This is a genomic window from Tenuibacillus multivorans, assembly GCF_900103915.1.
Taxonomy (GTDB): Bacteria; Bacillota; Bacilli; order Bacillales; family Alkalibacillaceae; genus Tenuibacillus; species Tenuibacillus multivorans.
Genome location: NZ_FNIG01000012.1, coordinates 47,801 through 60,497 on the forward strand (window position 1 = coordinate 47,801; position 12,697 = coordinate 60,497).

The following is a 12,697-nucleotide window of genomic DNA, read 5'->3' on the forward strand; positions in this document are numbered from 1 at the left end:
CTCCTTGTGTTTTAACAAATAATGTCTCCTAATTTTTCCGTTAATTTAAGGTTTTCGCCGTAATCGACTGGACAATCAATCAGAGCCGGTCCGTCGATGTCGAGTGCCTCTTGTAGGACAGGTTTTAGCTCTTCAGTTTTCTCGATTCGATATCCCTTAGCCCCATAGGACTCGGCTAGCTTAACAAAATCTGGGTTGTCAAAACTAATATGTGATGCACGATCAAAAGCTTTCATTTGATGCCATTCTATTAGTCCATACCCGTCATCCCGCCATAGTAAAACGACCATTGGCAGCTTTAGGCGAACAGCTGTCTCAAGTTCTGCCCCTGTCATTTGGAAACTACCATCACCACAAACCGCAACGACTTTTCGATCAGGTTTAACTAATTTTGCTCCTATGGCTGCAGGTAGGGCAACACCCATGGAGGCAAGGCCATTTGAGATTAACATCGTATTGGGCTCATAACAGTGATACATTCTGGCTAACCACATCTTATGTGCACCAACATCTGAAATAACAATATCCTGTTCACCCATGACTGAACGGATATCTGAAATGATTCGTTGAGGTTTTATTGGGAAGCCCTGGTCGTCCTCATATTCTTTAACCTCGTTTAATATATTTTCTCGAAGTTTTGGTACCCAGGGACTGATTTCTCTTTTCTCCGGTAAGGCTTTTGTAATTTTTTCTAAATTACTACCGATATCGCCCACAACACTTAATGTAACGGGATAGTGGGAATCGGTTTCAGGATCGGTTGTATCAATGTGGAGAATCTTTTTATCACCAGTAGGATTCCAATCTTTTGGCGAATATTCGGCCATGTCAAATCCTATCGTGATGATTAAATCAGCTTGTTCAAAACCGCATGTGATGTAGTCTTTACCACCGATTCCTGTTGTCAGTAAACTTAATTCACTTGTCCAAGGGATCGCTCCTTTGCCCATAAAGGTATGTGTTACGGGAATGGCGTATTTGTCTATTAAGCTTCTTAGTTGTGGTGTTGCTTCTTCACGGGTCACGCCATTACCAGCTAAAATGAGTGGATGGTCAGCTTTCGTAATTTCATCCTTAGCTTTTTCAATTACTGAATCTTCGGCATCTGTGAAAGCATGTTCGACTTGGTATAATGGATCCTGATCCTTGGCTTCTAGACCCGCAATATCCTCAGGAATATCGATATGTGTGGCACCAGGTTTTTCATCGGCTGCAACCTGAAAAGCCTTCCTGACGACCTCTGAAATGATTTTGTCCGTTTTTAAAGCTGCATTCCATTTTGTAACGGGTCGATATAACGCTATTAAATCGTAGTATTGGTGTGATTCTTTATGTTGACGTTCTAATCCAGCTTGTCCAGTAAGGGCTACGATTGGAGACTGATCCATATTGGCATTAGCGACTCCTGTTAGTAGATTGGTGGCACCGGGTCCTAATGTAGCTAAGCAAACCCCTGGCTTACCCGTTAGTCGTCCATAAGTACCGGCCATAAAGGCTGCACCGGTTTCATGTCGTGTGACAATAAACTCGATTTTTGAATCTAACAAAGCATCCATAAGGTCAATGTTTTCTTCCCCGGGGACACCAAATATATATTCAACCCCTTCATGCTCAAGCATCTTGACAATTAGGTTAGCTGCACGCAAATTATTCATTCCCTTCCATTATTAGGTTAACTACAGTCACTATCGTTTAGTATGAATCATCACTTGTATATTCATTCATTAAAGAATGGCCATAATGGATTGGAATAAGACAAGCTCAAGCTTTCATATTTGTATAAAAAGGGGATTGGAGGGAAGCTTTTGTTGAAAGGAATCGATTGGCAGATGGTGGCGTTTGTTGGTGCTACATTATTAAAAGAATATTGGGTTTATTATAGATTGCCGCAAATTTATTACTGGGAATTGCATGCTTATCCAGTTTCAGATGATGATAACAATGGTAAGGCAGCTTAAACATAAAAATAGGAGGCTTCCATATGGAGGAAGTCTCCTTTTTGGTTAAAAATCATATTGAGCGTCTTTTTCTTCTCGAATTCGCTGATAGGTATCTGCTAAGATGACGGTATCTTCAACTAAACGATCGATTCGAAAGAGGACATCATCATTAATGATTTCTTTTCGCTGGAAATCCTCTTCTTCAATAAAGACATATGATTGAACGATTTGCGCCTTCATATAGCCTAAAATCGGTTTAAGTTGATTTTCTAAAATTAAATAATGTTTAGGCGACCCTGCTGTTCCGAGCATGCCGACAACTTTATTACGAAAAGCATTGACTGGAAGTAAGTCAAAAATATTTTTCAACGTAGCGGGAATAGATGCCTGAAAAATCGGTGTACCGATGATCAGTGCATCTGCTTCCATGACTGTTTGGGTAACATATTTCGTGTCACCTTCATATTCCATATAGTTGCGTCCGTCACTAAACTGTATGTCATAATCGGCTAAGTCGATGAGCGTCACCTCATGATCAGGATATTTGTCGTTCAATGCTTTTATCGTATAATCTATCGCTGTTCTTGTTTTTGAACCGACTCGTGAACCGGAGAGAGCAACAATCTTCATCTTTAGAACCTCCTATTTTTGGGCTGTATATTTTCTAATAGCTGGTAGAATTTCTGTACCAATAAAGTCGATGTTTCGTTTTAATTGGTCAAATGTTACACCTCCAAAGTCCATTTGCCCAATATAACGTTGGTGGCCGAACAGTTCATGCTGATAAAGAATTTTTTCAATGACTTCCTGTGGGCTACCAATATTCATGACATCTCGTGGGTCTGCACCTTGGGCAAAATGTTGCTTCGGAAAACCTTGACCGTTCGTTCTTTTCATTCCTTCATTAATGTGAGGGTAAGTTTCCCTCTGCGCTTGTTGAGTTGTTTCAGCAACATAGAAAAAGCCAGCTGTTGAGACTGGAAATTCTGCTGGGTTATAGCCGCTATATTCTAGTGCATCACGATAAGCATCAATCGAGCGCTTGAAAATCGCGGTGGGACCACCTAGGTGAGCTAGATACATTGGAACTCCGGCATAGCCTGCTTTTCTTGCACTAGCTGGTGTTCCACCAACAGCACGCCAAATCGGTAAGGAGCCTTCTTTAGGGCGAGGCAACACTCTCGCATTTCTTAACGGCGCTCGATATTGACCGTCCCAATTAACGATTTCATTTTCATTGATTTGAAGTAGCAAATCGAATTTTTCCTCAAATAAATCCTCATAATTACGCAAATTGTAGCCTAATAAATCAAAGTTCCCAACACGTGATGCTCGGCCAGCGACAATTTCCGTACGGCCTTTAGATATTAAATCAATTGTAGCAAAATCCTCGTAGGCGCGTACGGGATCTAGTGTACTAATGATGGTTGAGGAGCTTGATATTTTAATGTTTTCCGTAGCCTGCGCGATGGCTGATAAAACAACAGTGTGCGCTTGAGTTGCAAAAAAATCTTGGTGACTCTCACCGACACTAAAGAAATCAATGCCAGCTTGTTCAGCGAGTTGTGCTAATTCGATGATTTCGTGAATGCGCTGTTCGGCGGATATTCTATCTCCCGTTTCAGGGTTTGGGAGATGGTCACCTAACGTATATAGTCCGAACTCTAATCCCTTGCTTGGGTCAATGCGATATTTATCCATATATTTCAACCTCACTTTAATTACATTATCATTTATAATGCTATTATAGAATATATAAACTTTAATAGTAAGTACGCACTTAAAAGTGGTATAGTATACAAAATGATACTTAGGGAGTGAGAACTACCGTGAAAAATCCTGATGAATGTCTTGTAGAAGATGCTTTAGGTATTTTAGTTGGTAAATGGAAGCCGATTATTTTATTACATTTATTACAAAAAGGAACATTACGTTTTAGTGAACTCAAACATAGTATGCCTGGAATAACGCAAAAAATGTTAACAAAGCAACTACGGGAATTAGAGGATGAAGATATCATTTCTCGTATCGTCTACCCTCAAGTTCCACCTAAAGTGGAATATTCGATTACGGAGTATGGTAAAGGATTAGAACCGATTTTAGAAGCTATGCATGAATGGGGTAAGAAGCATACGCTTCATAAAATGGAGAAAGATAATAAGAAAAGTAGTTAATAATTTTTGGCCTGTATCGTTATTTAACAGATGCAGGCTTTATATATGGCAAAAGGCCTTTATATTAAAGAGAGGGATAACAGTAGAGCTTTCAAGAAGTACTTCATTAGATATCAGTCGCTCGTTTAACCTTTCCACTTAATCCCCTCCTTTTTAACGTTGTTCCTAAACGCTTGATTTATCTGATTTAAGTTAACGATATCAACATGATAAGGGATGTGCGACTCTTCAATTCGTTCACTCAATTCAACCCACTTTTAAGTAGGTATGGATGTATCAGCAGATAAAGCAATATCAATATCCGATGTCTTTTTTCCTTCATGGCGTGCCCATGATCCGAATAAATAGACGTCGATGGATGAATCCTGAAGGGTATCTCGAATTATATTGTTAAGATGTCTCAGGATTTGCTCACGATCACTTGAATTAAAAGTCATCATACTCATCCTCAATTTTTTATAAATTATACCATACACTTGGATTGATACAGTTTAAATGAATTTCTTTATATCCATAATAGCCTGCGTATGCATGCCTTCATGAAAGATGGTACGAATAAGCACTTGTTCAATGGTCGACATCCCCATTTCAGCAGGTGGATATTCTTCTTCTAGCCGTTCTCCAAAAGAATCTTTGATCGCATCTGGCTGTTGTTTTAGTAATGTCTTGAGTTCCTCGAACGTCGGTGCTTCATCATCAAAATTAGATGGACTCGTTCCAAAGCCGAACCATTTTTCCATGGATTCTGGATAAAGATCTTCTTTGGTTAACACTTTAATCCATAGGTATTGGTCTAAATAAACATGTCCTAAATTCCAACGGATGTTGTTATGAAAGCCTTTGGGGATGATCTCTGCTGCTTCTTCACTAACATCGTTTACAACCGCTAACAATTCCTCACGGTAAGTTTTAAGTTGATTAAACAAAACCTCATGACGTTTTAGCATGATAAAACGACCTCCTCTTTCTAACTATATATTCGTCATAAAGTAAAGGTTTCCTTCTTGTTTTGTTGAATTATATGAATAGATCATAAGCAAGTTTTGAAAACAAAAAGGGAACTCGTTTTCTCAAGTTCCCTAAAACTTTAAGCCGTCTGTTGTTTATTGGAGGTTATTTTTCCACCCCATAAAACTTTTCTTAATACGATCCCGATTAATCCAATCGATGTTAAGACAATACCAATCATTTGGTAAACAGTTGATGTATCAAACCAATTAACAAGCATTCCACCTATAAGTGGGGCGAATAAAATCATAAGGCTAGTAATCGAGCTAAATATACCTGATACGCGCCCGATATTTGCTTCAGAGGTTTCTTTTTGTAAGATATAATTTATACCAATTGAAAAAAGCCCAACACCTAAACCTGCTATAAAACCTAGTATAACAGGGATAATACTTGGAACACCGACATATAGGAATCCAACTCCCCCGAATCCTGCACCGATTAAAAACACACTCCCACCTAAAATCAACCCATAAGATGATAATTGATCCATTCGATTTAAAAACCAAATAATGACTAAAGCTCCGGCACCTGATGATGCCATAATCCAGCCGACAAGCTCCGGACGAGTTGGGGCAATCTCACGTAACAATACGGCTATTTGAGCATCAACCATTTGCACGCCGGTGAAACTAATAAGCGAAAATAGGATACTGACAATAATGATTTTACTTTGCAAAACCACTATCCAACCTTCTTTCCATGACTGCCAAAATGGAACTTTTTCTTTTTTATGAGTATCGGTTGTAGTTTCTTTTTGACCTTGTTTTAAAACACTTAAAAGAATCAGGGCCGATATAAAGTAAGCTACAGCATTTATGAGTAGGCTTAAATGTGGTGTGAAGGCTGATGCCAAGGCTCCTCCAATAAATGGTCCAATAATTTTTGTTAATTGATCTACTGAGCCATTGAGTGATACGGCTTTCATGATGAGCTCTTTTTTGACTACATGTTTAATTAAACTTTGTTGTGCTGGGAAATGAATGACTGTAAAGATAGCCCGTAGTAATATGATCGAAATCGCTATCCATGGATTTGGTGCGGTTAATAATGTTAGCGTTAATATCACTGTTGCAATATCAGCGGTCAGCATGAGTTTGACTTTATTGAATCGGTCCGCTAAAATGCCGGCGAATTGACTGAGAAAAGCATGGGGTAAAGCATAAGCTACAGGAATTAAAGCGATGATAATGGGATTCGCCTCCCATATATAACTGAATAGGATCATGATCGCCACCATATCAAACCAACGACCAAACATAGAAATCGAATATGAATAAAACAAGCGCATAAACGTATTATTTTTCCAAATAGATGTTGCTGTCATAAATATCCCTCACTTTAAATGTTTGATTTAATTTTAAAAGCTGTATGTCAGAGGAATATCAGACATAAAAAAATAATCCCCCAAACGAGAGATTATAAATTTTCAACTAGAATTTTTTCAATTTCATTTTCTAATAAAGGGGAGTCATATTCCTGGTTAAGTGCATCCCATTCCGATTTGATTAACTTTTGGGTTGGAGGGTCATCGACACCCATCTCAAAGAAATATAAACAAGTTCTAAGAGCTAAGAACAAGTGTGATTTAAATCGAGTTTCACGAATAACCTTAAGCCCTTTATTGATTTTTTCTCTACCGATTATTTTCTGATTTTGTTGAAGCTCGAATATACCTTTTAATATGTAAAAGAACCCTAATTCACGTTGATATGGCTTTTTTGCGAAAAATTCTTCCATCTTCGTTATAAACTCATTGATCCTTTTAGTTTCGTTTAGAGTCATGTCATATATCATGTGCATCAATTGCAAAAAAGGATAAAATCCATGATCTATGGAATCCACTTCACGGTTTGCAATGTCTAGCTGCTTCTTAGCCTTATCAAAATCCTTACTTAAAATATAGAAATAGGTAGGCGATAGTATGCTTGCCTCATATAATGATTGTTCGGAAAACACGTTCTTTTCTAATGCTGTCTCAAATAACGCCACAGCTTTTTTCGGGTGCTTGGTTAAAAAAATGTAAACATGAAATAATAGAAGTCCTTTTTCAGAAAAAGGAATATCATTAGCTCGGATTAATTCCCACATATCTCCCTTTAAAAATAAGAAGAGGATTTTCATGTCTTGGTCGGCCTCGATTCCAAGTGTTTCTTGGTGAAGAAGTGTCGTAAGAGCCTCACCATGTCCAAATAGATGATATTTGCTAAATAAATGCCTTGTTAACTGTTTAAACTCTTCATCATGTTTTAGGGGTGATTCAGTATTCTGTGGTTGATGTAATTTTAATTGATAACCATAACCTTTTACCGTATCGATTGTTAAAATATGCTTCCAATCATTTAGCTTTTTTCGTAAACGATAAATATGATCATCAACCGTTCGATCACTTGGTGACTCTAGTGGCCAAACGGCTTCTAATAGCTCTTCTCGTGTAAATGCGTGATTGGCATTCTGATACAAAAAGTCTAAAAGTGCGAATTCTTTTCGTAATAAATGAACCGTTTCTCCAGCATAAGTCACTGAATAATTATGGATGTGTAATGAGATAGGCATTTTTTTGGGTTACCTCCATAACAATGAGATAGTCATTACCAATTATATCAAGTTATTATAACATTGAATATGAGGTTCAAAAGGTATACTCTAAAAAGTGAAAAGCTTTCATAAAAAAAGGAGCATTAGCATGAGCAGTAGTGATGAAATTCGTTGGAAACAGTTTTTCGAGAATTTTGAGAAAGTTTTTAAGCTGTTAGAGTCCTATAAGGAATACATGTTTGAAAACGAGCTTGAGAAGGCTGGGTATATCCATTTTTATGAAATGACAATGGAACATGCGAATAAAGTGGTTTATGCCTATTTGAATGCTAAGGGGATTACAGTGGAAACCCCTCGTCAAGCGATTAAAGAAATGGACAAATTAAATATGCTAAATGATCAACGGGTTTGGTTTAAAGCACAAAATCGTAAAAACTTGCCCTTCTATATACATAATGATGAACTAGCCAATGAATTAGTCAATGATATTGATCATACGTATTTACCTGAATTAAAGGCATTTTATACAACGTTAAGTGAATTTGTATAGATTGTGGAAGCAATTACTAAACATACTCACACTTACTTATTAGCAAACTAATAGAGATTATACGTTAGAAAGAGGGGTGTGAGTGATGCAAAGAATGAACATTCAATGGCTTCCTGTAATAGCTTCTATTGGTATAGGAGCTGTTGCATATAGTATGATGACCGGTCGTGGTGGACAACTTCAAAGTTTTCTTCCCTTAATAACGAACATGATGGGTCAACAAGGGACGCAAGGTCAACAAAATCAACAACAGGGTCAGCAAGACACACTTAGTCAAATAGCTCAGCAAAGTCAGCAACAAAATCAAAAAGACCAACGTCCAAGTGTTCATTAAACGCCAGAAGCGGTATACGCCGCTTCTGTATTTTTTTGGATAAAAAAAGCATTTTTGTACACCTTATAAATGAAAATATATAAGGAGTTGGTAAGATGCGTAAATTTTGGCTAAGTATTATGTCGGTCATGTTAACTGTAAGTGTTTTGGGTATTGCCGCATTAAATGTAGGAGCTGAATCTGTTAATAAGGATGTTAAATTATCTGAAGAACAAGTTAATGAGATGTCTAGCTTACAACAGGAAGCATTTGATCAACGTAAGGCAATCATAAATAAGTATGTTGAATATGGTGTCTTCTCTGAAGAAAAAGGCGAGAAAATGATATCTCACTTAGAAGAACGTTATACCAAACTTGAGGCTAATGGTTTTATCCCGAAATGGGACAAAAAACATAAGAAACATAAACGGGACGATTCCTAACATATTATTGGCCGGCACATATAGTGTTGGCCATTATTTTTTAAGTAGATCTTTCAAGTGCTTTAATATCCTCATCTAAGTTCATCATTTTTTGCTCTAACACATCTTTCGCATCGTTGAGACCGTGATTATAAAAATGTGGAGCAATTTCCTTTGACATAAAATCAAGAAAGTTTTCGGCTGCCAAATCCCCAATTTCTTCTGATCTCTCTTGATAAAAATAAGTTTTAATTTGATCAATCATTTGCCTTTTCTGTTCCCGAGTTACTTTCATTAACATTTTGGACACTCCCTAAGAGAAATCTTCAGTTCATGTTACAATGGAACAAAATAACAGAAAGGGACGTTCAAGTTGATTTCTCTAAGTCTAATTGACATATTAGATTGGTTTTTCATTGCCTTTATTTTAATGCTTTTAGCCAATTTAGTAAAATTAATCGGGCGTGTTAAAGATTTTGATTGGTTGATATTAGTTTTAACAGCTGCCTTAACGCTCGTTTTCCTTATATTAGTTAATTTTGATGGGTATACATTTGAAGGATTATGGGAGAAGTTTTTGGTATTAACGATTTCAGCCTTCATCATTAATTTTGCTATGAAAAAGGCTATCGAGGACTTTTTTATTAAAAAGAAAAAGACGGTTAACTGGCGGAATGATCGGGCCTTTATGATGAGTGTAGTGATTACATCGGCTATTATATTAATCAGCTTTTTAAGCTATTCGATATGGTACACCATCCCTCGTGATATTGATCAAACCCATCAAGGTATCCATTTTCAATTAGGCGAAGGTAACCAAGACTATGAAGAACCTGTAACCATTCGTGTCAAAGGTGACTGGCGTAGAAGTTTGAGTGGAGGGGGTTACTTCGATGGGAATTTTGAAATAGTTGGTGATGGGATTCGTATAACTGGTGATGAAGCGGCGACGACGTTAAGGGTATTACCTGATCATATGGGTAACCGTGGATATTTACACTATAGGTCAACGGATGTGATTTTTAACTTTGGCGATGTTTATATGGAGGACGATTTCGAAGCAATTAGTGTCGCAAGGTCTGATAATGGCAGTTGGACTTCCAGTGATGGTTGGGTGATTTCAGCTCCAGCCAATACACGTGATCAGGGGTTAGAACTGGCTAATGAACTACATCCATATCGTGGGATAAAATTTGAGTAAGATTCGGATAAAACAATAGAACCCTCACTCTCCGAATAAGTGAAGGTTCAAAACACCAATAAAACTCGTTGTTACCCAAATATTTTTTTACAAAACCCAAGTAAAATTAAGAAAAAAACTAATAAATCGGGCCAATACCCCAATAAATATTAGTTATGACTTAATATTTTCACATAAAATTTCCGACGTCTTGGCCCGTCAAATTCGCAGAAATAAATCCCCTGCCATGTTCCTAGCAATAGTCTTCCATCTTCAACAATGATATGTTGTGAGGCCCCGACTGTGCTCGCTTTCATATGTGCAGCTGTGTTCCCTTCCATATGTCGGTCTAGTTGATGCTCCCATGGATAGACCTCATTAAATCGTCGGATCATATCGGTTTTAACGTCAGGATCTGCGTCTTCATTAATGGTAATGCCAGCTGTTGTATGGGGGCAGTAGACACTGACGGCACCGTCCTTCATGTTATTGTCCGAAATATATTGTTGTACCTCATGTGTCACATCAACCATTTGATCGTGTTGATTTGTTTGGAGTGTCAATTGCTTTAACATGTAACCCTTCCTTTACTCCACTTGTTTTGTATAAGCGACAACTTTATATTCAAATGTTGTTTTTTCAACGGTTTGGCCAGCTTCCCCAAAATAAAAGGAGAGTAGTGTTCTCGCTTCTTCTACGGAATCGAAAATAAAGGCTGTCTCAATGAAATGAGCTGTAAATCCGCGTTCAGTCCACATTTTAGAGTCACTTGATAAATTCTGTTTTGAGTAGCTCAAAAACTCATCATGACCGTAGTTATCAACGATAATAATGTCACCACCACTTTTCACGACGCGTTTGGCTTCTTTTAAACCTTGATCAAGGTCAGGAATACCGTTAAAGAAAAACGCCCATGTCGCATAGGCTGCCTCAAAAGTATTTGAGTGAAACGGAATGTGTTGCGCGGTTCCTTTCGCCCATACTAAATCTTTATGTTGATCAATCATGTTGTCATCGGGCTCCATCGCTATTATTTGCCTGCTAGAATGCATTACTTTTTCAGCGGTAAATCCGTTACCCGCCCCGATATCTAAAATTTTTCCGTTTGGTAAAGATGAATTCAGAAAATCTATTACTTTTCCTTCCCGGTCCATGCATCGCCTTTCAATTTCAAATAGTTCGGGATATTTTCCGCCGTAAAATGGAATGATATCTGATTGTTTCAAGATTAAAAGCCTCCTTAATTTTTATTATGATAGAAGACTCTTAGTTCGCAATCTTTCCATGTCATTTTTCCCCTTTCATTTTAGTATATTCTACCATACACTTAGTGGGTAAGGGAAAATTTAGAAACAATAGAGGTATGTTTATGAACGCACTTAATGAGTCTAATGATAAGATTAAACAGCTACTATTTATTGTAGGTATTATTTTTGTTGCTTTTAACTTACGACCATCGATTACAGCCGTAGGTCCGATTATTAGTGATATTCGGCTTGATACGGGCATGTCTAATGGTTTGGCAGGTATGCTGACGACGCTTCCACTAATTGCATTTGCGGTGTTATCCCCGCTTACTCCGAGACTTGCACAGCGAATTGGAAATGAGTGGACAGTCTTAGGTGGACTTGTCCTATTAGGTATTGGGATTTTAATCCGACCATCTGATTTGATCTGGCTATTATTTTTTGGAACATTACTAGTTGGAGCAGGTATAGCCATCTGTAATGTTTTACTTCCGGGAATTGTGAAGCAAAAGTTCTCAACGAAGGTTGGGCTTGTGACGGGGATTTATACCTTATCGATGAGTTTTATGGCGAGTATGGGTTCAGGAGTTAGTGTTCCCCTTGCACGTGGTTTAGGTTTCGGTTGGAAAAATTCATTGGTGTTTTGGGGAATCCTAACGGTATTGGCTATCTTAGTTTGGATCCCTCAACTACGAGTGAAATCAGGGAAACTTATTGAACCCGACCCGACTGATCGTCTAATGTGGAAATCGAAACTAGCATGGCAGGTCACAGTGTTTATGGGGCTTCAATCATTATTATTTTACTGTATGATTGCCTGGATGCCAGAAATATTATTTAGCCGCGGCATTGATATGTCAACTGCTGGTTGGATGGTTTCGATTATGCAACTTGTTGGCCTTCCGTCAACTTTGATTGCACCCTATTTAGCGGATCGTTTATCGAATCAACGGGGCATTATCATGGTGATGGGTGTTTTATACTTAATTGGAATTGGGTTTTTATTAATCGGGAATCATTTATTAATGTTATCGCTTAGTATTCTATTGATTGGTATAGCGCAAGGTGCGAGCATTTCATTATCACTCACATTCTTAAGCTTAAGGGCACGGAATTCGCGACAGGCTGCTAATTTATCCGGGATGGCACAGTCGATTGGTTATTTCTTAGCGGCAGTTGGTCCGTTTGCAATTGGATTAATATTTGATGTGTTTCAATCATGGAATATTTCAATCGTCATTCTTTTTGCGGTTTGTGTCATTATGACTCTAGCTGGTATTGGCGCTGGTCGTAACGAATACGTGCTTCCAGAAAACGGAGGGTAG

Annotated in this window: 17 protein-coding genes; 7 read left to right on the forward strand and 10 right to left on the reverse strand. The window is 37.9% G+C overall.

Features of this window, described 5'->3' with window-relative positions; translation table 11 throughout:
• Positions 1-11: 11 nt before the first annotated feature.
• A complete protein-coding gene (locus BLP77_RS14360) occupies positions 12-1,655 on the reverse strand; it encodes an acetolactate synthase large subunit (RefSeq protein ID WP_093857808.1) in 1,644 nt (547 codons plus the stop codon).
• Positions 1,656-1,805: 150 nt separating this feature from the next.
• Between BLP77_RS14360 and BLP77_RS15915 the strand changes: the two genes are divergently transcribed.
• Entirely contained in the window at positions 1,806-1,958 is a 153-nt protein-coding gene (locus BLP77_RS15915; RefSeq protein WP_176753093.1) for a hypothetical protein, read from the forward strand.
• 45 nt (positions 1,959-2,003) lie between these two features.
• Here BLP77_RS15915 and BLP77_RS14365 read toward each other — a convergent pair whose 3' ends face one another.
• Positions 2,004-2,570, reverse strand: coding sequence for an NADPH-dependent FMN reductase (locus BLP77_RS14365; protein WP_093857809.1), 567 nt, complete (start codon positions 2,568-2,570; stop codon positions 2,004-2,006).
• 12 nt (positions 2,571-2,582) lie between these two features.
• Positions 2,583-3,641 (reverse strand): LLM class flavin-dependent oxidoreductase, encoded by a 1,059-nt coding sequence (locus tag BLP77_RS14370; protein WP_093857810.1) that lies wholly within the window; start codon positions 3,639-3,641, stop codon positions 2,583-2,585.
• A gap of 128 nt (positions 3,642-3,769) precedes the next feature.
• Here BLP77_RS14370 and BLP77_RS14375 point away from each other — a divergent pair, with 128 nt between their 5' ends.
• Positions 3,770-4,114 carry a winged helix-turn-helix transcriptional regulator gene (locus BLP77_RS14375; protein WP_093857811.1) on the forward strand — a complete coding sequence of 115 codons (345 nt, stop codon included), beginning with the start codon at positions 3,770-3,772 and terminating at the stop codon, positions 4,112-4,114.
• 257 nt (positions 4,115-4,371) lie between these two features.
• Here BLP77_RS14375 and BLP77_RS14385 read toward each other — a convergent pair whose 3' ends face one another.
• From BLP77_RS14385 to BLP77_RS14400, 4 genes are all read right to left on the reverse strand, one after another.
• The gene (locus tag BLP77_RS14385) at positions 4,372-4,551 is read right to left on the reverse strand and encodes a nucleotidyltransferase domain-containing protein (RefSeq protein WP_176753095.1); all 180 of its coding nucleotides are present in this window, start codon (positions 4,549-4,551) and stop codon (positions 4,372-4,374) included.
• A gap of 54 nt (positions 4,552-4,605) precedes the next feature.
• Positions 4,606-5,061, reverse strand: coding sequence for a DinB family protein (locus tag BLP77_RS14390; protein ID WP_093857814.1), 456 nt, complete (start codon positions 5,059-5,061; stop codon positions 4,606-4,608).
• A 140-nt stretch (positions 5,062-5,201) separates the two neighbouring features.
• Positions 5,202-6,449 (reverse strand): MFS transporter, encoded by a 1,248-nt coding sequence (locus BLP77_RS14395; RefSeq protein ID WP_093857815.1) that lies wholly within the window; start codon positions 6,447-6,449, stop codon positions 5,202-5,204.
• 92 nt (positions 6,450-6,541) lie between these two features.
• Positions 6,542-7,678 (reverse strand): winged helix-turn-helix domain-containing protein, encoded by a 1,137-nt coding sequence (locus BLP77_RS14400; RefSeq protein ID WP_093857816.1) that lies wholly within the window; start codon positions 7,676-7,678, stop codon positions 6,542-6,544.
• A 130-nt stretch (positions 7,679-7,808) separates the two neighbouring features.
• Here BLP77_RS14400 and BLP77_RS14405 point away from each other — a divergent pair, with 130 nt between their 5' ends.
• The 3 genes from BLP77_RS14405 (at position 7,809) to BLP77_RS14415 (ending at position 8,966) form a co-directional block, all read left to right on the forward strand.
• Positions 7,809-8,210: an HI0074 family nucleotidyltransferase substrate-binding subunit gene (locus BLP77_RS14405; protein WP_093857817.1), complete on the forward strand. Its 402-nt coding sequence runs from the start codon at positions 7,809-7,811 to the stop codon at positions 8,208-8,210.
• Between the two features lie 85 nt (positions 8,211-8,295).
• Entirely contained in the window at positions 8,296-8,544 is a 249-nt protein-coding gene (locus BLP77_RS14410) for a hypothetical protein (RefSeq protein WP_093857818.1), read from the forward strand.
• A gap of 95 nt (positions 8,545-8,639) precedes the next feature.
• Positions 8,640-8,966: a YckD family protein gene (locus tag BLP77_RS14415; RefSeq protein ID WP_093857819.1), complete on the forward strand. Its 327-nt coding sequence runs from the start codon at positions 8,640-8,642 to the stop codon at positions 8,964-8,966.
• A gap of 40 nt (positions 8,967-9,006) precedes the next feature.
• Here BLP77_RS14415 and BLP77_RS14420 read toward each other — a convergent pair whose 3' ends face one another.
• Positions 9,007-9,246, reverse strand: a complete 240-nt coding sequence (locus BLP77_RS14420) for a DUF2164 domain-containing protein (RefSeq protein WP_093857820.1) — start codon at positions 9,244-9,246, stop codon at positions 9,007-9,009.
• 72 nt (positions 9,247-9,318) lie between these two features.
• Between BLP77_RS14420 and BLP77_RS14425 the strand changes: the two genes are divergently transcribed.
• A complete protein-coding gene (locus tag BLP77_RS14425) occupies positions 9,319-10,146 on the forward strand; it encodes a hypothetical protein (protein WP_093857821.1) in 828 nt (275 codons plus the stop codon).
• Positions 10,147-10,295: 149 nt separating this feature from the next.
• Here the strand turns inward: BLP77_RS14425 and BLP77_RS14430 are convergent, their stop codons facing one another.
• The gene (locus BLP77_RS14430) at positions 10,296-10,700 is read right to left on the reverse strand and encodes a secondary thiamine-phosphate synthase enzyme YjbQ (protein ID WP_093857822.1); all 405 of its coding nucleotides are present in this window, start codon (positions 10,698-10,700) and stop codon (positions 10,296-10,298) included.
• A gap of 12 nt (positions 10,701-10,712) precedes the next feature.
• Entirely contained in the window at positions 10,713-11,351 is a 639-nt protein-coding gene (locus BLP77_RS14435) for a class I SAM-dependent methyltransferase (protein ID WP_093857823.1), read from the reverse strand.
• Between the two features lie 143 nt (positions 11,352-11,494).
• On the opposite strand from BLP77_RS14435, the gene BLP77_RS14440 reads away from it, so the two are divergent.
• Positions 11,495-12,697, forward strand: a complete 1,203-nt coding sequence (locus BLP77_RS14440) for a CynX/NimT family MFS transporter (RefSeq protein ID WP_093857824.1) — start codon at positions 11,495-11,497, stop codon at positions 12,695-12,697.